Origin of the sequence: Microcosmobacter mediterraneus, from assembly GCF_031846265.1 — a bacterium.
GTDB lineage: Bacteria > Bacteroidota > Bacteroidia > Flavobacteriales > Flavobacteriaceae > Microcosmobacter > Microcosmobacter mediterraneus.
In genome coordinates, this window is the sequence record NZ_JAVRIA010000002.1 from 425138 (window position 1) to 447892 (window position 22755).

General features: G+C 28.9%; 22 protein-coding genes. 18 read left to right on the forward strand and 4 right to left on the reverse strand.

The annotated features are described in order from the left end of the window. Window position 1: 1 nt before the first annotated feature. The 15 genes from RM697_RS05335 to RM697_RS05405 all read left to right on the forward strand — a co-directional run bounded on the left by RM697_RS05335 (window position 2) and on the right by RM697_RS05405 (window position 16328). Complete coding sequence (locus tag RM697_RS05335) at window positions 2-880, forward strand: NAD-dependent epimerase/dehydratase family protein (RefSeq protein WP_311426827.1); 879 nt, start codon at window positions 2-4, stop codon at window positions 878-880. Continuing rightward, window positions 870-1544 (forward strand): 6-phosphogluconolactonase, encoded by a 675-nt coding sequence (gene pgl, locus RM697_RS05340; RefSeq protein WP_311426828.1) that lies wholly within the window; start codon window positions 870-872, stop codon window positions 1542-1544. Before RM697_RS05335 ends, pgl begins: the two co-directional genes overlap by 11 nt. 6 nt (window positions 1545-1550) lie before the next feature. Beyond that, window positions 1551-2321: an FkbM family methyltransferase gene (locus tag RM697_RS05345; protein WP_311426829.1), complete on the forward strand. Its 771-nt coding sequence runs from the start codon at window positions 1551-1553 to the stop codon at window positions 2319-2321. Beyond that, a complete protein-coding gene (locus RM697_RS05350; RefSeq protein WP_311426830.1) occupies window positions 2278-2973 on the forward strand; it encodes an HAD family hydrolase in 696 nt (231 codons plus the stop codon). The genes RM697_RS05345 and RM697_RS05350 overlap by 44 nt, the downstream gene beginning before the upstream one ends. Window position 2974: 1 nt before the next feature. Further along, window positions 2975-3910 (forward strand): NAD(P)-dependent oxidoreductase, encoded by a 936-nt coding sequence (locus RM697_RS05355; RefSeq protein ID WP_311426831.1) that lies wholly within the window; start codon window positions 2975-2977, stop codon window positions 3908-3910. Window positions 3911-4623: 713 nt separating this feature from the next. Further along, on the forward strand, window positions 4624-5703 hold the full coding sequence (locus RM697_RS05360; RefSeq protein WP_311426832.1) for an O-antigen ligase family protein: 1080 nt from the start codon (window positions 4624-4626) through the stop codon (window positions 5701-5703). Beyond that, window positions 5696-6955 carry a hypothetical protein gene (locus tag RM697_RS05365; protein WP_311426833.1) on the forward strand — a complete coding sequence of 420 codons (1260 nt, stop codon included), beginning with the start codon at window positions 5696-5698 and terminating at the stop codon, window positions 6953-6955. Before RM697_RS05360 ends, RM697_RS05365 begins: the two co-directional genes overlap by 8 nt. Further along, window positions 6952-8130 (forward strand): O-antigen ligase family protein, encoded by a 1179-nt coding sequence (locus RM697_RS05370; RefSeq protein WP_311426834.1) that lies wholly within the window; start codon window positions 6952-6954, stop codon window positions 8128-8130. Before RM697_RS05365 ends, RM697_RS05370 begins: the two co-directional genes overlap by 4 nt. Further along, window positions 8102-8890 (forward strand): 6-hydroxymethylpterin diphosphokinase MptE-like protein, encoded by a 789-nt coding sequence (locus RM697_RS05375; RefSeq protein WP_311426835.1) that lies wholly within the window; start codon window positions 8102-8104, stop codon window positions 8888-8890. Before RM697_RS05370 ends, RM697_RS05375 begins: the two co-directional genes overlap by 29 nt. A gap of 88 nt (window positions 8891-8978) precedes the next feature. Then, the gene (locus RM697_RS05380; RefSeq protein ID WP_311426836.1) at window positions 8979-10115 is read left to right on the forward strand and encodes an NAD-dependent epimerase/dehydratase family protein; all 1137 of its coding nucleotides are present in this window, start codon (window positions 8979-8981) and stop codon (window positions 10113-10115) included. Between the two features lie 10 nt (window positions 10116-10125). Beyond that, window positions 10126-11115: a WaaS/CpsH family glycosyltransferase gene (locus RM697_RS05385; RefSeq protein ID WP_311426837.1), complete on the forward strand. Its 990-nt coding sequence runs from the start codon at window positions 10126-10128 to the stop codon at window positions 11113-11115. A 153-nt stretch (window positions 11116-11268) separates the two neighbouring features. Then, window positions 11269-12615 carry an undecaprenyl-phosphate glucose phosphotransferase gene (locus tag RM697_RS05390; RefSeq protein ID WP_311426838.1) on the forward strand — a complete coding sequence of 449 codons (1347 nt, stop codon included), beginning with the start codon at window positions 11269-11271 and terminating at the stop codon, window positions 12613-12615. Between the two features lie 13 nt (window positions 12616-12628). Next, window positions 12629-13927: a UDP-glucose dehydrogenase family protein gene (locus RM697_RS05395; protein WP_311426839.1), complete on the forward strand. Its 1299-nt coding sequence runs from the start codon at window positions 12629-12631 to the stop codon at window positions 13925-13927. 4 nt (window positions 13928-13931) lie between these two features. Then, a complete protein-coding gene (locus RM697_RS05400; protein WP_311426840.1) occupies window positions 13932-14918 on the forward strand; it encodes a UDP-glucuronic acid decarboxylase family protein in 987 nt (328 codons plus the stop codon). Window positions 14919-14921: 3 nt separating this feature from the next. Then, on the forward strand, window positions 14922-16328 hold the full coding sequence (locus RM697_RS05405) for an exopolysaccharide biosynthesis polyprenyl glycosylphosphotransferase (protein ID WP_311426841.1): 1407 nt from the start codon (window positions 14922-14924) through the stop codon (window positions 16326-16328). Here RM697_RS05405 and RM697_RS05410 read toward each other — a convergent pair. After that, the gene (locus tag RM697_RS05410) at window positions 16325-17491 is read right to left on the reverse strand and encodes a glycosyltransferase family 4 protein (RefSeq protein WP_311426842.1); all 1167 of its coding nucleotides are present in this window, start codon (window positions 17489-17491) and stop codon (window positions 16325-16327) included. The two genes, RM697_RS05405 and RM697_RS05410, sit on opposite strands and share 4 nt — an antisense overlap. Continuing rightward, complete coding sequence (locus RM697_RS05415; protein WP_311426843.1) at window positions 17488-18798, reverse strand: phenylacetate--CoA ligase family protein; 1311 nt, start codon at window positions 18796-18798, stop codon at window positions 17488-17490. The genes RM697_RS05410 and RM697_RS05415 overlap by 4 nt, the downstream gene beginning before the upstream one ends. 80 nt (window positions 18799-18878) lie before the next feature. Here RM697_RS05415 and purD point away from each other — a divergent pair, with 80 nt between their 5' ends. Beyond that, a complete protein-coding gene (gene purD / locus RM697_RS05420) occupies window positions 18879-20150 on the forward strand; it encodes a phosphoribosylamine--glycine ligase (protein ID WP_311426844.1) in 1272 nt (423 codons plus the stop codon). Here purD and RM697_RS05425 read toward each other — a convergent pair. Next, on the reverse strand, window positions 20145-20372 hold the full coding sequence (locus RM697_RS05425) for a DUF6341 family protein (protein WP_311426845.1): 228 nt from the start codon (window positions 20370-20372) through the stop codon (window positions 20145-20147). The two genes, purD and RM697_RS05425, sit on opposite strands and share 6 nt — an antisense overlap. 44 nt (window positions 20373-20416) lie before the next feature. Here RM697_RS05425 and RM697_RS05430 point away from each other — a divergent pair, with 44 nt between their 5' ends. Beyond that, window positions 20417-21343, forward strand: coding sequence for a DUF6427 family protein (locus tag RM697_RS05430; protein WP_311426846.1), 927 nt, complete (start codon window positions 20417-20419; stop codon window positions 21341-21343). On the opposite strand, the gene upp is transcribed toward RM697_RS05430, so the two are convergent. Continuing rightward, window positions 21332-21991, reverse strand: a complete 660-nt coding sequence (upp, locus tag RM697_RS05435) for a uracil phosphoribosyltransferase (RefSeq protein ID WP_311426847.1) — start codon at window positions 21989-21991, stop codon at window positions 21332-21334. The genes RM697_RS05430 and upp overlap by 12 nt on opposite strands. A 98-nt stretch (window positions 21992-22089) precedes the next feature. Here upp and RM697_RS05440 point away from each other — a divergent pair, with 98 nt between their 5' ends. Further along, the gene (locus tag RM697_RS05440; RefSeq protein ID WP_311426848.1) at window positions 22090-22698 is read left to right on the forward strand and encodes a DUF4254 domain-containing protein; all 609 of its coding nucleotides are present in this window, start codon (window positions 22090-22092) and stop codon (window positions 22696-22698) included. Window positions 22699-22755: the final 57 nt, after the last annotated feature.

The window sequence follows — 22755 nt, forward strand, 5'->3', positions numbered from 1 at the left end:
AATGAAAAAGGTTTTAGTTTTTGGAGGATTCGGATTTTTAGGGCATTACCTCTTACGCGAGTTAATTTCTAGAAATTACGATGTTACAGTTGCGGATATAAAAACTAAGCATAAGCTTTCAGGAGATGTAAAACATGTTTTATGTGACATTTCCGATCAAGAACAAGTAAATGCAGCATTTAATGATAATTATGAGGTGGTTTATAACCTTGCGGGCTTTGCTAATTTAGATTATGCCGTAAAGGAACCTTTAAAAACAATTGAGTTAAATGTTCTTGGTAATATGTATATTCTTGAAGGGTGTATTGTACATAAAGTAAAGAAATTTGTTTATGCAAGTAGTGCATATGCTATGAGTAACAAAGGCTCGTTTTATGGTATAAGCAAACTTGCCTCAGAAAAGATAACAGAAGAATATCATAAAAAATACAATCTTGATTTTACTATTCTTAGATATGGCTCTGTATATTCAGAACTTGAATACGATAATAATTACATTTATAGTCTTGTAAAAAAAGCAGTATTAGAAAATAAGATAGAGCATAAAGGTGATGGTGAAGAATTAAGAGAGTATATCCATGCTTCAGATGCAGCTAAGCTTTCAGTAGATGTTATTGAAACGAATAAATTTAACAACCTTCATGTAATTTTGACAGGAAATGAACGGATGAAACGCTCTGAACTGTTTAATATGATTAATGAAATATTAAACGATAAAATTGAAATTATTTGTGAAAGTAAAGACTATCAAAATCACTACAAGTTTACACCATATTCATTTGAGCCATCATTAAGTAGAAAACTTATAGCAAACCCTCATATAGATATGGGGCAAGGATTATTAGAATGTATTCGTTCTGTTCATAATAATGAAGAATAATTTACAACAGTTAACAACATTTAGCCCTGATGAATTTGTTCATAAGTCTTCAAAGGTTTTAGAATCAATAATACTTGATTTATTAAAAGAGGAAAAGGCCATAAATATTGCATTATCTGGTGGAAGCTCTCCGTTACCAATATATGAATTGTTAAGCACATATAAGTTAGATTGGAAACGCATTTCATTTTATTTAGTAGATGAAAGGTGTGTACCTCTTAAAAGCGAGCAAAGTAATTTTAATAATATCCATAACTGCTTTTTTAAATCTCTTCATTCTAAATATTACTCTATGGTTAGAGAAGATTTAACCTATGAAGAGACAGCTATTAATTATGAAAAACTAATAATTAAAAACCTTAGAAGTAAAAATGACTTACCACAATTTGATTTAATTATTTTGGGAATGGGATTAGATGGCCATACCGCTTCCTTATTTCCAGGAACTGACGCATTAGGTAATAAAAAAGATTTAGTCGTTTTAAACAAAATCCCAAAACTCAATACTGATAGAATTACAATGACTTTTCCTTTAATTCTTAATTCAAAAAAAATAGTGCTAATTGCTAGTGGAGAAGAAAAGCTAAATTTACTTAAGAACTTATGCGAAAATAACCATCCAATTTCCAAAATAATTCCTCAAATTTATACCATTCTAAATTAATTGAAAATGAAGAATTTTTTAAAGAGAACATTGCATCCTAAATATTTTTTTTATTTAAGAGAACGATTCAGAAAAAGGTTTGATGAAATACCAATAATTAATGAGTTTTTAGATTTTAATAAAGGTGTAATGTTTGATGTAGGCTCTTGTAATGGCTCATCATTTATGCCGTTTTTACTTAAAGGTTGGGATATATATGCTTTTGAACCAGATAAAGGAAATAATAAAAGAATATCTGATTATTTAAATAAATGGAAATTGAAAGCTAATTTGATAGAAAAGGCAGTTTCTGATGTTGAAGAAACCAAAACCTTTTACACAAGTACATCATCGGCTGGTATTCCTAGTTTATTAAAATTCAATGAAAACCAAGTAGTTTCTCATGAATTGAGCACAATAATGCTTAAGAATTTTGTTAAAGCAGAAAATCTAAAACAGATTGATTTCTTAAAAATTGATATTGAAGGGTATGATTTAATGGCGCTGAAAGGGTTTGATTTTTCTGACTTTATGCCAAGAATTTTAATGTGTGAATTTGAAGATAAAAAAACAAAATTACTAGGTTATTCAACGAAAGAAATGGCTCAATTTTTAAAAGACAAAGGCTATTTTTTAGTTTATTCTATTTGGTTTCCTATTAAAGAATATGGAATACAGCACGACTGGAAAAAAATGTCTACAGATATTAATGAAATAAACTCAAAGGATTGGGGCAACATTATAGGCTTTGCAAATGAAAAAGACTTCAATAATTTTAGGCAAAAACACAAAATTTAAAAATATTTTTTTTGATTTTGATGGTGTTATAGCTGAGTCAGTCTCCGCCAAAACAGAGGCTTTCAGAGACTTATATTTACCCTATGGCAAATCTATTGCAGATAAAGTAGAACTCCATCATACAAGGCATGGCGGAGTTTCTCGATATGAAAAGTTTAAAATTTACCATGAAGAATTTCTAAATACTCCAATTTCTCAAGACGGGATAGAAGAATTAGCACAACAATTCAGTGATTTAGTGTTAAACAAGGTTATTAATTCAGATGAAGTTAAAGGTGCAGAATACTTTATTAAAAAATACGCCTCAAAATTGAAATACTGGATAATTACAGGAACACCAACAACAGAGATAAAAGTAATAACAGACAAACGAAATTTGACTGATTATTTTATTGGAATACATGGTTCTCCCAAAAATAAAAAATATTGGACAGAATATTTAATTGGAAAACATCAACTTAAGAGAGAGGAAACTTTATTTTTAGGTGACGCAACAACAGATTATGATGCAGCGTTATTCTCGAATCTTCATTTTGCACTTCGTGAAAATGAAGAAAATGAATATTTGTTTAAAGATTATCATGGATTGAAATTCATTGATTTTTACCAACTTGAAAAGAGCATAAAAAATCATTTAACCCACAACAACTAGCATGAAAGTTTTACTAACGTCAACTTCGTTTTATGATACTCCAGGAGCACATCATGAGCTTTTAAAACAACAAGGCTATGATATTGATGTCTTAAGAGGACCTATTCCAGAAGCAGAGTTATTACCTATTATACAGAATTATGATGCCGTAATTTGTGGAGACGACGAATACACTAAAAAAGTAATAAAAAAAGGAGCAAAAGGTAAACTAAAATACATCTCTAAATATGGAGTAGGATTGGATAAGATTGATTTACAAGCGGCAAATGAAATAGGTATTCCTGTTACTAATTGCCCTGGAGTTAATCAGACTTCTGTTGCAGAACATGTTCTAGCGCTATTATTTACATTTGAAAAAAATGTGCATTTACAACACATAGAGACTAGTAAAGGAAATTGGAAGCGAATGACTGGTAATGAGATTCAAGGTAAAACGATTGGAATTATTGGTCTAGGGGCAATAGGTAAAGAATTGTCGAAAAAATCACATGCTCTTGGGATGAAGGTTTTAGCATTTGATGTTTACAAGGATTCTACGTTTTTGAAAAAAAACAATTTTATTGATTTTGTAGAAAATATTGATGATATATATGAGAATTCAGATATCATTAGCCTACACATACCCCATACGTCATCTTCAGAGAAGATGATTAATAATTCTGTAGTATTCAAGAAGCTTAAAAAAACACCTATAATAATCAATACATCTAGAGGAATGTTAATTGATCCACAAGCAATAATCGACGGCTTAAAATCTAATAAAATTAGAGGTTACTTAGCTGATGTTTTAATTACAGAACCAATGGAAAGTGATAATATATTAAAAGGAGTTGATAATGTTATCATTACACCACATGTTGGCTCTAGAACATATCAGAGTGTAGAAAGACAGGGTTCAATGGCAGTTAATAATTTAATTAATCTCTTGAAGAATTGAAGTCCAAATTAATTAGAATACAATTTATATTATTCTGCTTATTAGGTTTTTACCCTGTTTTAAGATTTAACATTTCATCATTAATATTTATAGCATTTACATCAGTATCAATTATTGTTGGGTTGCTTTATAATAGTTTCACTTTTAAAAAAGAAAACTGGATTCGTTTTTTCACATTAACAGCGTATGTAATATTACTTTTTGTATCTATAACGTATTCTCAAAATACAGATAGAGCTCTAAAGCGATTAATTCAGTTGTTACCATTATTAATTGCACCTTTTTTTATAAGTTTTTATGAATTTCAATTCAAAAAAAATATTAAAGTTAGCTCATTTAAAATCTTTATTGTAGTCAATATTGCTTTTACATTTATTATAACGTTAATCTTTCTTTTTAACTTAGATAAAACTAATCTTGGAATTTTTCAGTTTATTTTGGATTATGACAAATTTCAAATGCTAATAGCAAAGAGCATAAACAATGATTTGATTTTTGTACATAAAGCCTATTTTTCCATGGGCTTTATTATTTGTGGAATATACTCTTTAAACAAGGCTTTAGTTTATTTCCGAGAAGATAGAAGTCTTTTTTTACAACACCTTAGTTTCTTTTTATATTTCTTTTTATGGTTATTTTATGCGTTTTCATTTTCAAATATCTTAGCATTTGCGACGTGTATACTTATAGTATTTTATTTTAAATTAAAACCTGTGAATTTTGTAAAAACCGCAATTTTATTTTTTACAGTTAGCGGTATATTGGTCTATATTAAGCTTAATGATATAGATGTACAAAGAGGATTTAATTTTGTTAAGTCTACTGTAGATGAACATGAGTATGAGGTAAATGATGTTCGTAAAGAAATTTATAATTCTCATTTTTCAATTTTAAGTACATTAAACCCTATAGAATTATTTTTTGGCCTAGGTCTTGGTGATACTCAAGATAAATTAAACTCTGATTACGATAAAAGATTTAAAGACAGGAATATTACTAATTTTTTATTTTTTAATGAAGAATTTGATCAGTTTTACTGGTTTAATAACGACACAGATGCTGAAAGTAATGTAATTGAAGCTCCAGATGGTGCTCTTACAGCTGATAAAATATTTGAAGTAAACAAAGATTTAATTGCTTCATATAGTATATCTAGAAATATTGAATTACCTAGTTATGGAATTTATACACTTTCTGTTTTTGCAAAGAAAGAAAATGCTAAAGCAATTACATTGAGATTAGGAGAAATAAATCAAAGAGCAACGTTTAATTTAGACAAAGGAAGTGTTATAAAAACCATGAATGTAGAAGATGCTAACATTGAAAAATTAAAACAAGATTGGTATAGATGTTCAATACAAGTAAAACTTAGAACTAACCCGTTAGTATTAATTGGGATTTCAAATGAAAATGCCGATTATCATTATAAATCAAATGAATCTGGGTTATATATTTGGGGAGCACAATTAGAAAAGGGATTAATTACACCATATAAAAAAAATGGTTCAGAATTATTACAAAAAGCTATTGAGAGAAAATTTAATTCTCACAATATATATTTCTATATGCTTTTAACAATTGGTATCATTGGACTAGTTACCTTTCTTTTATTTCTTATATCTTTATTTAAAAACGCGATTATAAAAAAAGACATACTTAAGATATCTTTCTGTATAATACTAACATTAAACTTCTTAACTGAAAATATTTTATTAAGACAATCTGGATTAATGTTTTTTACATTTATATTGATGATATTATTTCACAAAAATAAAGAAAAAGTTATTGAGTAAATTAACACAATTATATAGTAAATATTTAAAAGATAAACTAGGCCTAATTAATCTATTTGGAAAAGTTTTTGGCAGAGGTTTGTTTTTGTTATTAACCTCTTTCTTTGCTTATAACTTATCTGTAAAAGATTTTGCAGGGTTTGCAATATTTTGGTCTACATTGAGAATGTTCACTTTTTTTTCTACGAACAATCTCTATATTATTTATTTTAATAAAGTGCGGGAGAATCTTATAGAACATAGAATTTGGTCTAAAACAACCTCAGTAAATATATTATTCACTTTAGTTTTATTTAGTAGCATTTCATTTGGAATATCGATTTTTATTTTTAAAGATTTTTATTTTTCATTGTTATTATTACCAACATTACTGTTTTCGGTAATTATTAGAAATTTATCAGAATTTGCTAAGTCAGATAATTCCTTGTATTTATCAATATTTATTGAAGACTTTCTTCTTTACTTTTTATTTTTTATATCTGGAATTATCGGAATTTTTATATCTAATAGTCTTTTTTCTATTGTGGTAGCACTCCTAATTTCAACAACTATTACTGCATTGGCTTGTGTAATTTTATTTAAAAGAAAATTTAATATCAAAATCACGTCATATAAAATTAATTTAAACGATTTTTCTATTCAAGACTTTAGATTGGGTATAAACTACACGATTTTAAGAGGAAATGAATTCTTATCTAATTTTGCGGTTAGATATCTTGGACAGATATATTTTGGAGATTTATTTGTTGCATATGCACATATTATGTATCAGTTTTATAATGTTTTTACACTATTAACAATGGCTGTTATTTCTGGTTTACAATCTAAAATAGCTATAAAAAAAACATCTGAATTTAATAGGATCTTTATTAAAAAAATGTATTTAGTTATTTTAAAAACAATAGTTCCATTTGTTCTCGGTCTAATATCAATAATATTAATTTTTAACACTCAAATACTTAGTATATTTTTTCCAAAATATGTAGCATATAACACTCTTTTAGTTAAGGTGTCATTGGTTGGTTTAGTATTTATGCTAATTCAACCGCTAGTGTTTATATTAATTTACAACAATAAAATAACAAAAATTAAAACATTGAATTTCACTCAATATTTAGTTGTGTTTGCTGTATATTTACTGCCTTTATTTATTATAGATATAAGCGAACAGTTTTGGCTAATAATTATAATGTTAAACTTTATATTAGTTCAAGGTGCTTATGCCATAGTAAGATACAATAGAATTGAATGATTTACTTTTATGTGCTTTTATTAAGAATTGTTGCATATTTGGAAGGGCCAGCAAAAATAATTTCTTTTGCTTTAGTCTTCACACTTATATCCTATTCTACATTAAAACGTGTTAAAAGCATTAAGAAAAACAAAGCAACGAAATTTATTTTTTATGTTTCAGCCTTAGTTTTTTTAGTGTTAATTCATGGTTCGTTATATGGCAATATATTAATAAGAGATGTTGCAGTAATGCTAACGTATTGGATTTGGGCTGTATTTGCATACATTTATTTTAAAGATAAAACCACTAAAGAAGCACTGCGTTTTATTCTAATTTCTTTCTTAATATTTAATGTTGCTAACTATATTTACTTTAAACTATATTTTTCAGACCAAAAACTTGGTTTAAATAGTATTTTAGGACTTTTTGGGATATATGATTATAGAATCTTTTTTCCGCTTTCTTCAGGTGCTAATGTATTTACTTCTCAGTTAGGGCTTAATGCTATTATTAGTTTGTACTTTATCAAACAGAATAAAAGAAAGTTTTTATACTTTTCAATATTTACATTTTATTTGTATATGTTGGTGTTAGCTGATTCTAGGTTAATAATTTTACTCACTTTATTATTCTCTACAATATATTGGTTTTCATTGCGTCAAATTCTATTATTCTTCAAAAAGACTTGGTGGATATTTGGATTAATTATCATTGGGTTGCTTTACATTTTCTACAATACAGCTTTTTTTGATGGATTTAAAAGAGCTGGAGAAATTGAAGGGAGGTCTATATCAAGAATTGAAATTTGGACCATTGCAATTCAGGTTGTTTTTGATGGAGTTAATGCTGTGTTTGGCCATGGTCTTAATGGGTTTGAAAATAATTTACCTGATGCAGCAAAAGAAGCATATGAGAGCCAAAGGTTGCAAACATCTCATAATTTTATTATACAGTGTTTAATAGATTTTGGTCTCTTCGGGCTTTCTATTATTTTACTAATTATGCATAATATATTACTTTTAACTTTAAAGCTTAAGGAACCAGTTATTATGGTTTTAATCATTATGTTATTATTAATAGGAATCACAGAATCTATTCCGTCATTTTACACTATTGAACCAACACTGTTTTTTATAGCAATTTTATCAATAATCATTACTCAAAATGAAAGAAAAAATATTAGATTTAATTAGGATATCTACCTACTATCCTAGAAAAATATTAGACTTTTTTCTATACTATTTATATTTAAAGCAAAAGAATAATTGGGATATTTTATCTCCATTTTTTAATAAACCGATTTTGGTAGTTGGTAATGGACCTAGTTTAAATAAAACCCCATTGGATAAATTATATGACTCTTTTGTGTCTATTGGAATGAATAAAATTAATTTAATTTATGAGAAAAGTTCTTGGAGACCACAAATAATTACGTGTGTAAATGGCTTGGTGATTAAGCAGAATAAAGAGTATTTCAATACCACAGAAAGAATATTGATAGTTCCCGTTAAAGCATTGTATTTAGGGATTAAGCCAAGAAAAAACGTTTTGTTTGTTCAGCTTAAAGACAAAGAGATTATGAGATCCAACATAAAAAAAGGTGTATCAACAGGTTGTACAGTGACATTTACAGCGCTTCAAATTGCAGCATATTTAAATCCTAAATCAGTTAATATAGTTGGTGTTGACCATAGCTTTGTAGTAAAAAGAGGCACGAATTATGAAATCAAAAAATTTGAAGGAGATGATGTAAATCATTTTAGTAAAGATTATTTTAAAAACCAATATTGGGGAGTTCCAGACCTTCATGGTAGTGAGAAGTTATATTTGCTTTCAAAAAATCATTTTGATCAAAGGAATATTCCTGTTTGCGATTATACAATAGATGGTAAATTAGAGATATTTAGAAAAGGAAAAATTGAGCAATTAATTTCTGATGATATTATTGTATAATTAATCTTGCCTTTTCGTTATAATAGTTTAACTAAATTATTTCTGATTAGTACCACTAATTTTTTTACACTAATTAAATTAATATATTTTGAAAAAAAATATACTTATTACTGGAGGCTCAGGATTTATTGGTTCTAGCCTCTCTCTTTCTCTTATTAAGAAAGGTTATAATATAAGAGTATTAGATAACTTATCTAAGCAAATTCATGGCGACAACCCTCAATCCTCACATTTATACAATCTTATTAAAAATCAAGTAGAATTTTTTAAAGGAGATGTTAGAAAAAGAAAAGATTGGATAGAAGCTTTAGATAATCAGCATATCGTGGTGCATTTAGCAGCAGAAACAGGTACTGGCCAATCTATGTATGAAATTGAAAAGTACACTGAAGTAAACATTAAAGGAACTTCTATTCTATTGGATATTTTAGCTAATAATAATCATACCATTGAAAAAATAGTTATCGCATCTTCAAGGTCAATTTATGGCGAAGGTAAATATCAATGTACTGAGCATGGTACAGTCTATCCAAAAGAGCGCAATGAAAAAGATATGCTACAAGGAGATTTTAATGTTAAATGTCCATATTGTGGTACAAATGTAAAATTGTTACCAACAGACGAATTAAGTCAAATTCACCCTTCATCTATTTACGGTTTAACCAAACAAGTACAAGAAGAGATGTGCATGATTGCTGGTAAGTCTTTAAACATACCTGTAGTTGGTTTTCGATATCAGAATGTATATGGTCCAGGACAGTCTTTGTCTAACCCTTACACAGGCATTCTATCTATATTTTCTACTAGGATTAAAAACAATAATGAAATTAATATTTTTGAGGATGGGAAAGAAAGCAGAGACTTTGTATTTATTCAAGATGTAGTTGATGCAACAATTTTAGGGATTGAAAAAAAAGAAGCTAATTATAATGTCTATAATGTTGGCTCGGGAGAGCGCACTTCGGTTTTAGATGTTATGAAGAATCTTCTCCGAGAATATAACACAGATATAGATTATTCAATATCTGGTAATTTTAGGCTTGGAGATATACGAGATAATTATGCTGATTTGTCTAAAATATCTAATGACCTTGGTTTCAAACCTAAAGTATCCTTTGAGCAAGGGATTAAACTTTTTTGCAACTGGGTTTCTAATCAAGAAACACAAATAGACCAATATTCAAAGTCGTTTGAAGAAATGAGAAATAAAGGCTTATTAAAGTAAATTTTTAATCATGTTTAAAGGCAAAAAAATACTTTTTTTTTCAATAAGCTTCTTTGGTTATCAATCAGAAATAAAAAATAAATTAATAGAGTTAGGTGCTGAAGTTGATTATTATGATGAAAGACCTAAAAACACCTTTTGGTATAAATTCTTAATTCGATTAAATAAAAATTTAGTTAAAAACAGAATTGAGAAATACTACAATAACATCATAAAAAAAACTCAAACAAAAGATTATGACTATGTGTTTTTTATTAAAGGAGAAGTTATAACTCCAAAAATACTCAAGAAAATAAAAGATCAACAACCTAAAGCAAAATACATATTGTATTTATGGGATTCTATAGAGCATCGTCAATCAGTTCAAAAAGTATTCCCTTTATTCGACAAAATACTATCGTTTGATTTGGTTGACGCCAACAAAAATTCATTATTAAAATTCAGACCATTATTCTACTTAGACACTTATGCTGATATATCACAATTACAAAACAAAAATACAAATGACCTAATATTTATTGGTACAGCACATCCCGACAGATATCCTGTGCTTATGAAAGCTAGAGATTTTTGTAAAATCAATAATTTAAAATCATATTTTTTTATTTATCTCCAAGACTGGAGAATTTTTTACCTATGGAAACTTTTTTCGAAAAGTTTCAGTAAGGCAAGAATGAACGAATTTGAGTTTAAACCATTAAACAAAAATCAGATTATATTAATTATTGAAAGTGCAAGCTGTGTTTTGGATGTAGAGAAATCTAATCAATCTGGATTAACAATGAGAACCCTCGAAGTTTTAGGATCTCGAAGAAAGTTAATAACTACTAATCAATCCATAAAAAGTTATGACTTTTATAATGAGCATAACATTTTAATTATTAATAGAAAAAATCCAGTTATATCTAAAGAATTCATTAAAAATCAATATCAAGAAATTGATCAAGAAATTTATAAGAAATACAGCTTAGAATATTGGTTAAAAGAAGTTTTTGAATGATAAATGGTATTCTTTTTTTAGTCTAAAATGCCAATACAGCAATAATAATAACAAAACCCTCAATTTTTATTAATTGTAATTCAGCCCTTGATTTAAGTTTTAATAATTGATTGATTAAGTTATATTTGCCATTAAACTATTGAGCAGAAAAATATGTTAGGTAAAAGAGGCTATTCTCAATTCATTAGACCTTTTCTATATTTAGTTGATTTGATAATTCTTGCCTTTACAATTTTCTATTTGTTAACTGATAGGCAATTATACCTCACAGTATTTATTACATTTTGGATAATATTATCTATAATATTTTCTTTCTACGAAGTCTACAGATATACAAAGATTGTAAGGATAATATCACTACTAGCTAGACAAATATTTGTTTTTACTTTATTAATTTTTTCATTCTTATATATTACTTATTCTGAAATTGAATTTCTGAAAGTTGTTAAATTTTCTATCTTCCTTTTCATATTGTTTAGTATATGGAGGATTTCTTTACACATATTCCTTAAGAAATATAGGGTGGTTACAGGTAGAAATTATAAGGAAGTTGTAATCATTGGGTCTAATAAAACCACAAGAAGACTAATACAATTTTTTAAAAATGAGCCAGGTTATGGCTATAATTATCTTGGGTTTTTTACAATAAAAAATGAAGCTAATAGGCTAGGGACATTTGAAGATTTTTTTAGGTATATAAAATCAACTAGAGTAGACGAAGTTTACTGTTCTATCAAAGAATTATCAAATGAGCAAATGAATAAATTAGTTCTTTTTGCTGACAATAACCTATTAACACTAAAATTTATTCCTGACAACAAATATATCTTTTCAAAAAAGCTAGAGTTTGAAAATTACAACATAATGCCAATTTTATCGCTAAGCGATATTCCACTAAAAACGGATTTAAATAAATTTGGGAAAAGAGCTTTTGATATTATATTTTCACTACTTGTAATAATATTAATATTATCATGGTTTACTCCTTTATTGGCATTAATAATTAGAATAGAGTCTAAAGGATCAATTTTCTTTAAACAATTAAGATATGGAGCTGATTTTAATCTATTTGCATGTTATAAATTTAGGTCTATGATGGCTAATAAAGAGTCAGACTCTATACAAGCAGCTAAGAATGATATGAGAGTTACTAAAGTTGGAAAGTTTATTAGAAGAACAAGTATAGATGAACTACCTCAATTTTTTAATGTTCTATTTGGAAGCATGTCTGTTGTAGGACCAAGACCATTATTATTAAGCCATACTAATGATTATAAAGATAAAATTAACAAGTTTATGATTAGGCATATGGTTAAACCAGGTATCACAGGCTTAGCACAAGTAAGTGGTTATCGAGGCAATATAGAAACGGACCAAGACATGCAAAACAGAATTAAATATGATATTTTTTATGTTGAGAATTGGTCACTATTCTTAGATCTTAAAATAATAACAAAAACAGTAATTAATGTAATTAAGGGCGAGGAAAAAGCCTATTAAAAAAAACAATAAAATGAAAGTATCAGTAATTGGAACAGGATATGTAGGGTTAGTAACTGGAACTTGCCTCGCAGAAACTGGTAATGAGGTATTATGCGTTGATATTGATGAGGTAAAAGTAGAAAAAATGCAAAATGGTGTTGTTCCAATTTATGAGCCACACTTAGATGTTTTATTTGAAAGAAATATTAAAGCTAAGCGTTTAAAATTCACAACCTCTTTAGAAGAGGGCTTAGAACATGGTGAAATTATATTTTTAGCACTTCCTACACCAGAAGACGAAGATGGATCGGCAGATTTAAAATATATTTTAGGAGTCGCTGATGATATAGGAAAATTAATTAAAGACTACAAAGTAATTGTTGATAAAAGTACTGTACCAGTAGGAACCTCTGAAAAAGTTAAAGCTGCAATCTCTAAAAACACAGATGTTGAATTTGATGTAGTATCTAACCCAGAATTTTTAAGAGAAGGTTTCGCTGTAGACGATTTTTTAAAACCAGAACGTATCGTAGTAGGGTCAGATTCTAAAAAGGCTTTAAGTATTATGGAAAAACTCTACAAACCTTATGTAAGGTCGGGAAATCCAATAATTACAATGGATGAAAAATCGGCAGAGCTAACAAAGTACGCAGCTAATTCTTTTTTAGCTACCAAGATTACTTTTATGAATGAGATCGCTAATTTTTGTGAAAAAGTTGGTGCAGATGTAGATAAGGTTAGAATAGGAATGGGAACAGATTCTCGAATAGGAAAACGTTTCTTATTTCCAGGAATCGGTTACGGAGGCTCATGTTTTCCAAAAGATGTAAAGGCGCTTCATAAATCCGGAAAAGACAACAATTACGATTTTAAAATATTAGACTCTGTAATTGAGGTAAATAGCAAACAGAAAACTATTTTAATGCCAAGGATCGCTTCTTACTTTAATAATGATTTAAGAGGTAAAAAGATAGCCGTTTGGGGATTGGCATTTAAACCTGAAACAGATGATATAAGAGAAGCACCATCGCTGTATATGATAGATGAAATGCTTAAACTCGGAGCATCAATTACAGCATTTGATCCTGAAGCAATGCCAAATGTACAGCGCAAATTAGGATCTAAAATTTCTTTTGCCAACGATATGTACAGTGCTCTTGAAGATGCTGATGCGCTTTTAATTTGTACCGAGTGGAGTATTTTTAGAACACCAAACTTTGAGAAAATGAGAGGTAAAATGAAAAGCTCAGTAATTTTTGATGGTAGAAATCTTTATGATTTAGAAGAGATTAATAACGAAGTTCAATTTTATAGTTCTATAGGAAGATAATTATATGAAGAGAATATTAATTACAGGAGCAGCAGGATTTTTAGGATCTCACTTATGTGACCGTTTTATTAAAGAAGGGTTTTATGTTATAGGGATGGATAATCTAATTACAGGAGATTTAAAAAATATTGCTCATCTTTTTCCTTTAGAGAATTTTGAATTTCATAATCATGATGTCACCACCTATGTTCATATTTCAGGAAATTTAGATTACATATTACATTTTGCGTCACCTGCAAGCCCTATTGATTATTTAAAAATCCCAATTCAAACACTTAAAGTGGGAGCATTAGGCACTCATAATTTATTAGGTCTAGCAAAGGAAAAGAAAGCAAGAATTTTGATAGCTTCAACTTCTGAAATTTATGGAGACCCATTAGTACATCCACAGAAAGAATCATATTATGGTAATGTAAATACCATAGGTCCTAGAGGAGTCTATGATGAAGCAAAACGTTTTCAAGAATCTATAACTATGGCTTACAATAGGTTTCATGGTTTAGAAACTCGTATTGTTAGAATTTTTAATACTTATGGTCCAAGAATGCGACTTAATGATGGTAGAGTTATACCAGCATTTATGGGGCAAGCATTACGTGGAGAAGATTTAACTGTTTTTGGAGATGGCTCTCAAACAAGATCCTTTTGCTATGTAGATGATCAGGTTGAAGGCATTTACAGATTACTTTTTAGTGAATATGATCTACCAGTTAACATTGGTAATCCTCATGAGATTAGCATATTAGATTTTGCTCAGGAAATAATTAAACTCACAGAGACAAATCAAAAAATTATATTTAAACCACTTCCTAAGGATGACCCACTGCAAAGGCAACCAGATATTTCATTGGCTAAAAAATTATTTAATTGGACACCTAAAGTAGATAGAGCAGAAGGCATGAAAATAACCTTCGATTATTTTAAATCATTATCAGAAGAAGAATTATTTAGAAGCGAGCACAAAGCTTTTGATGGTTACATAAAAAAGTAGAGTATGGAATTTAAGCGAGGACGATTTTCTTGGCTCTTGAGACCATTTTTAACCATCTATGATGTTTCAGCAATAAATGTTCTTGCATACTATTATCTAAATTTAGGAGAAGGAGAAGTTTATTTCTTCAATAATGAATTCCTAAATAATAAGTATTTAATATACTTTATATATTCTACCGGACTTTGGCTAATATCAACCTATGCTGTAAAATTTTACAAAGTATACAGGTATACATCTTTTCTCAATATAATGTCACTATTAATAAAGCAATTTATAGTGTACTTAATTATCGTTTTTGCATTTGCCGGAATTTTCAGAAGTGTTAACCTGCCCTCTTTTACAACTCTTAAATACTTAGTCTTAGTATTCATTGCTATTGCAACAGTAAAAATACTAAGCTACCTTATCTTAAAGGCTTTTAGGTCTTATCTAAGGGGAAATGTTAGAGATATCATTATAATTGGTTGTGGCAAAAGTGTACAAACCTTTAAATCCATCATTACTGAAAAAAAAGAATTGGGTTATGTTGTTAAAGAAATATTTTGTGATTCTGATTTTGGCACTAAACCACTGAAAGAAAGTTTTGAGTATTTAAAAGAAGACCAAAACATTGACGAGATTTATTGTTCTATTGATGAACTCACAGAAAAACAAGTTAATGAGTATGTAAAATATGCCAACATTAATCACTGTAATATAAAGTTTATACCAAGTGAAAAAGAAACAGTAGCAAAGCGTTTAAAAACAGATTACTATGGTGTGTTACCAGTACTTTCAATACAAGATGTTGCTTTAAATGATGATATAAACAAAACAATTAAGAGAGTATTTGATATTTTCTTTTCATTGTTCATTATTGTTTTCATATTGTCATGGTTAACTATAATTTTATTTATCCTAATCAAGTTAGATTCAAAAGGCCCTTTATTTTTTAAGCAGAAACGAACAGGAATAAACTATAAAGAATTCTATTGCTTTAAGTATAGATCTTTAAGGATGAATTCTAAACAAGAAAGCGGCACATACGTAAAAGAAAATGACAGTAGAGTTACTAAAGTTGGTAAGTTTTTGAGAAAAACTAGTATGGATGAGTTGCCTCAGTTTTTCAATGTTTTAATAGGTGACATGAGTGTTGTTGGTCCAAGACCACATATGCTATTGTATACAGATTTGTATTCTAAAAAAATCAACAAATATAATTTTATTTTAAGGCATAAGGTAAAACCAGGAATTACTGGATTAGCTCAAGTTAGTGGATTCAGAGGAGAAGTAAAATCCAATAAAGACATCATTGGTAGAGTTAAATTTGATATTTTTTACATCGAAAATTGGTCACTCTTATTAGATTTAAAAATTATTTTTCAAACACTAATTAATGCAATTAAAGGTGAAGATAAAGCGTATTAAAGCTTTTGTTCCAATGAATTGATTTGAGACTCTAAATTAAACTCCTGTAAAGCCTTTTTTTGAATTTCTTTTTTAATAGATGTTGAAAAGTCTTCCTTAACTATAGATTTAATAACATCATTTAAGGCATTATAATTTCCCGATTCAGCAACCCAACCTAAGTTGTTTTTAGTAACAATAGACTCTCCTTCACCTCCACCAAAGTATAGAATTGGCAATCCTAATCTGGAGTATTCAAATATTTTAGAAGGCACGGAACCATAAATTCTATTAAGTAGCGGAATTATGGTAATATCGTATTTTAAAAGCACCTTATGCAACCTAGTACGATCTAGTTCACCATGATAGTGTATTGGTAAATTAGGATTGTTTTTTATATGAGATAAAACTATCTCTTTCTCAGATCCAGAACCATAAATATGAAGCTCAATAGCATCATAATTAAGCTCTTGAATTAATTTATAAATTCCTTGTGCAACACCTAATAGTCCAGCATAAACGACTTTTATTTTAGAGTCATTTTTTTTAGTTTCTAAAACTTTTGGAGGTTCAAAATCTGGGTAGTTTCTATATAAAAGAGTATCTTTTTCTTGATAAATAGAATGGATGTGAGCTTCTATTTCTTTACTTTGACACAAAACTAAGCTTGCTTTTTTGTAATTGAATCGTTCAATGTATTCTAACAAAGAATAACCTATACCTTTTTTTAAAGCATTTAACTTTAATCCTGCTAATGGCCATAAATCACTTACATTTAATATGAGTTTTCGCTTTTTAAATCTTAAAAAAAGTAATGCTGTAAACGACACTAATAAAGGTGGTGATTGTATAATTACGGTTCGCGGTATTTTGTTCCAAATAAAAAACCATGTCAGACTAAAACTATAAGAAAGCATCGCGAAAAGTCTCAAAAACTTGTTTTTAGAGTTGCTAGCAAAAATCCAAAGTCTATTTACTGCTATATCATTTTCAACAGATTTGCGGCTAAATTCCCCTTTATAATCTTTAAAAATTTCACCTTTAGGATAATTTGGTAATGGAGTAAGTATAGTAATGTTATGCCCTTTGTTTTTAAGCCCTTCTGCTAAATGAAAGATGCGATTAGAAGCCGCTCCAATTTCTGGAGGATAGTAATTGGTTATAATTAAGATAGTTTTACTCATGTGATTAAAGACGAAAACTGTTTTAATTTACCACTAGCAGTTCTATCTATTTTTGATAACTTATTAAAAACAACATCAAGACCAGGTTCTAAATAATTTTTAATTTCATGCCTTATTTTTTCTTTCAAATCAGAATTTAACTCGCTATCACTGACATAATTTATAGTAAACTGAGTTAAAGTTTGTTGTTCAATTGTAAATTCTTTAACTGTTCCACTATTATCGATGATACGTTTGGTAATGTAATAGAAAGTTAGGCCAGCAGCTTTTTTCCCACTTGGCAAAACAATAATATCATTAGTTCTTCCAACAAGGGTTTTTAAAACAGGTTTTTTAACGCTACTTTTTTCAGAGAGGCTGCCAATATCTCCTATATCATACCTAATAAAAGGATGCGCTTTATTGTATAATGATGTAATAATAATTCTACCTTCAGAACCAAGTGGTAGAACGTTATCATTATGGTCTAAAATTTCAACATATAACGATTCACTGTTTATTTGCCATTCCATTTCTTTATTCTGAAAAGCAATTAAATCTAATTCAGAAGCCCCATATTCGTTTATTATTGGAACACCAAAAGTGGTATTCATTAAAGTTTTATCATCTTCAAAAAGCATTTCTGATGTAACAACACAAACTTTTAGACTTGGGCATATATTTACTAGACAGATATTTTTTTTCTCAAGAAATTTAGCAAATTGAAAAATAGAACTCGTGTAACCATTTATATAATCAAAAGAGGATTCACTAAATTTTTTTAAAACACTTTCAAAAGCAGTATCACTTAAATCAAAAACTGAAAAACGATACCTATTGCTTAAAAAATCCTTAATGCGTTCCTTAGTATATGATATTTTATTTAGTGGAATACCATAGAATCTAGCCTGTTTACTAGTATTAAAATTTATACCATGCCAATTAAACCTGTCTTGAATTATTGCCCAAGTTAGCGAATGACAGAATTTATCCTTAGCAAAAATAAAGGGATCACCAGAGGAGCCAGATGTTTTATTTACATAAACATTTTTTTTTGAGTAGCCATCAGATAACCTTAGGTTTAATGGTTGCTGTAAGTCTTTTTTGGTCATTACAGGAACTGAATCCCAATTCTTAATATCTATTGATTTCCCAAAGACTTTATAAAAAGAATTATGATTTAAATGAAAATTAACAATCTCTTCCCTTTTAGATTCAATGTATTCAGAATATTCATCAATACTCAACGCATTTATGTTTTTCAACATACGTTTGGCATCCTCCAAAGGATAACCATTTATTGTCAATGAAAGATCAAAAAAACGCAATAAAGTTTTATTAGTATGTTTCCGTAAAATAATTGTTTTTTACATTTAAAACCAACTATTTTTGCGCAAACTACATTGAAATGAATATTCTTATCTTAGGTTCTGGTGGACGCGAGCATACATTTGCCTGGAAAATAAATCAAAGCTCTAAATGTAAAAATTTATTTGTAGCACCAGGAAATTCTGGTACTGCTGAGATTGCAACCAACTTAGAAATCAATGTTTCGGATTTTAAAGCTATAAAATCTGCAGTTTTAAAGCATAATATATCAATGGTAGTTGTTGGCCCTGAAGACCCTTTAGTAAATGGCGTCCATGATTTCTTTTTAAATGATAAAGATTTAAACAAGATTACTATTATTGGACCTCAGCAAAAGGCAGCAGAATTAGAAGGTAGTAAGGAGTTTGCAAAGGAATTTATGATGCGCCATAATATACCAACTGCTGCGTATCAAAGTTTTACATCATATAGCCTGGAAGATGGCTATAATTTTTTAGAATCTTTAAAACCGCCTTATGTGCTAAAAGCAGATGGATTAGCTGCAGGTAAAGGCGTTTTAATATTAGATAATTTAGAAGAGGCTAAAGTTCAGTTAAAAGCAATGTTAGTTGATTCTAAATTTGGTAACGCTAGCAGCACTGTTGTTATAGAAGAGTTTTTAGACGGAATAGAATTAAGTTGTTTTGTACTTACTGATGGGAAAAATTATAAAATTTTACCAACAGCTAAAGATTATAAGCGTATAGGTGAAGGAGATACGGGACTAAATACAGGTGGAATGGGAGCCATTTCTCCTGTGCCTTTTGCAGATAAAACATTTCTTAATAAAATTGAAGATGAAATCGTTAAACCAACTATATCTGGTTTACAAAAAGACAAACTACCTTATAAAGGCTTTGTTTTCATAGGATTAATAAAAGTAGGAAATGATCCAAAAGTAATTGAGTATAATGTTAGAATGGGAGATCCAGAAACAGAAGTTGTACTCCCAAGATTAAAAAATGATCTCGTAGAATTATTTGAAGCTGTTGGAAATGAAACTCTAAATGAACATACCATAGAAATAGATGATAGAGCAGCAACGACAGTAATGTTGGTTTCTGGTGGTTATCCAGAGTCTTATGAAAAAGGTAAGGTTATTTCTGGATTAGAAGATATTTCTGGCTCTATAGCATTTCATGCAGGAGCAAAACTTAACCAAGGTAAAGTGATAACCTCAGGAGGACGAGTTATGGCAATTACTAGTTTCGGTAAAACCTATAAAGAGGCCATAAAAAAATCTTACCAGAATATAGAGCATCTACATTTTGATAAGATGAATTATCGAAAAGATATCGGATTCGATTTATAAGTAAGAGTGAGAAGTAATACTTTTATCTTCTTCACCATTTTTGTTATAAACACTTAATTGTTTCATCCAATAGACAAAGGCAACAAATCCAATAATTGTAAATAACCAAGAAACTGTATTAGCTGCCCACCAGTTTTCTAACTCCATAGCACGTAACCAATCTAAGGGTTTAAAAGCTACATTCACAAAAAAATCTTGTATTCCGTAGAAGAAATCGTTCATCTTTATATCATTATATTTACGTTGCAAATATACAAAGTCTGTAGATGATATCAAGATTTTTTAATAAATCTAAACCAATACATAATGTAATTGTCTTATTGCTCATTGTTTTGGTTTTTGTTAGTGTAAAATGGGAGTATTTATTTTCTGGTATAGGTGTTAAAGAAATACTGCAACAAGTCTTTTTTTTACTAGTATCGTTATTCTCAATATTTCTCTTAGAATTTATTGTTACTAAAAACAATCTTTCAAAAAAAAATGCATACACCATACTCATCTATGGATTGTTAATTGCCATTTTACCTTATGGACTAAAAAATTCTTATGTGCTTTTATCTAATATTTTCATTCTTTTTGCGCTAAGACGTTTAATTACCTTACAATCTAAATTAGAGATTAAGAAAAAGTTATTTGATGCAACGTTTTGGATTATTCTTGCCAGCTTGTTAAATTTTTGGGCAATATTATTTTTATTTCTTGTAGTTATTGCTTTGCTGTATTCAGCAGAAAACAATTCTAAAAATTGGTTAATTCCTGTTATGACAATCCTTACTGTAGCTATATTGTATATATCATTTCAGGTGATAGTAAATGACCAATGGATTGCAGAAGATTTTTCTAATATTCCGTCATTAAATTTTGATTTTTCAGCATATAATAGTTCGGAGAATATATTAAGTATAACACTAGTATTTAGTATGTTAATATGGTCTAGTATATATTATTTTAAAAAGACAAAAGAGGTTAATAGAACATCTAAATCTGCCTTTATTTTAGTTGGTATTACAGCATTAATTGCTTTGGTTATAAGTATTATTTCACCACAAAAAGACGGAAGCGAATTCTTTTATTTATTTGCACCTTTAGCAATTATCATGACAAATTACTTAGAACAAGTTAGCGATGTAAGATTTAAAGAGGTATTACTTTTGATATTAGTTTTAGCACCAATCTTAAATCTAGTTTTGTAATTTCTCACCAAAAGCTAAATCACCAGCATCACCTAATCCAGGAACAATATAACCTTTAGAGTTAAGCTCTTTGTCTATAGTTCCAATCCAAAGTTGAGTATCAGCATCAAAAGCATCAGAGATAAAATCAACTCCTTTTTGAGCACCAATAACACTTACAAGGTGTAACGATTTTGGCTTACCAAAAGGAAGTAATGCTTTATAAGTAGCTAGCATAGATTGACCTGTTGCCAGCATAGGATCTGCCAGAATTAAAGTTTTGCCCTCTAGATTTGGGCAAGCTAAATATTCAACAACAATATCAAATGATTCAGGATTTTCTTGATGGTGTCTATAAGCAGAAATAAAGGCGTTATCAGCAGCATCAAAATAGTTAAGTAAACCATTATGCAGAGGAACACCAGCTCTAAGAATAGAACATAAAACGATATCATCATCTAATAAATTCACTGAACATTCTCCCAAAGGAGTAGATACATTAGAGGTTTTATAATTAAGCGATTTACTTAATTCATACCCTAAAACCTCTCCAATACGCTCTATATTTCTTCGAAAACGCAAACGATCTTTTTGAATGGAGATATCTCTTAACTCAGAGATAAATGTATTGATAATAGAATTGTTTGTTGAAATATTATGAACTTTCATAACTAATTTTTTAGAACTACTGTGATAAACATAATCTGCTCTGGTGATACCTTCAAAATTAATAATATCAGGTATATTTGCAGTCTAAATTAAAAACTATGTTTTCAGACAAAGCCAATTCTATTTTTCAAGATGTTATTAAAACATACAAAGTACGTAATACTGTAGATCAACCATTCACAAATAAGTACGATAAGGACAAGGATCTAATTGCACATTTATTATACAGAAAATGTTGGATTGATACTGTACAATGGGCTTATGAAGATATTATTAGAGACCCTAACATAGACCCAGTTGGTGCTTTAAAGTTAAAGCGTATGATAGACGCTTCTAACCAAGACAGAACAGATACTGTTGAGTTTATAGATAGTTATTTTTTAGATAAATATGAAGATGTAGCAGTAAAAACTGATGCTAAGATTAATTCTGAAAGTCCAGCTTGGGCAATTGATAGACTATCTATTTTAGCACTTAAAATCTATCATATGAATGTCGAGGCTACCAGAGAAGATGCTACTCCTGAGCACAGAGCTGCATGCCAAAAAAAGCTAGACATTTTACTAGAGCAACGCGTAGATTTAAGTACTGCAATAGACGATTTACTTAACGATATAGCTAATGGTAATAAATACATGAAAGTGTATAAGCAGATGAAAATGTATAACGATGATGAGCTAAATCCTGTGTTAAGGGCTCAAAAATAATTCTTGTGAAAATAAGAATCCTATCCTTTAATTGAGGTGCCAAAACCCAACCACATA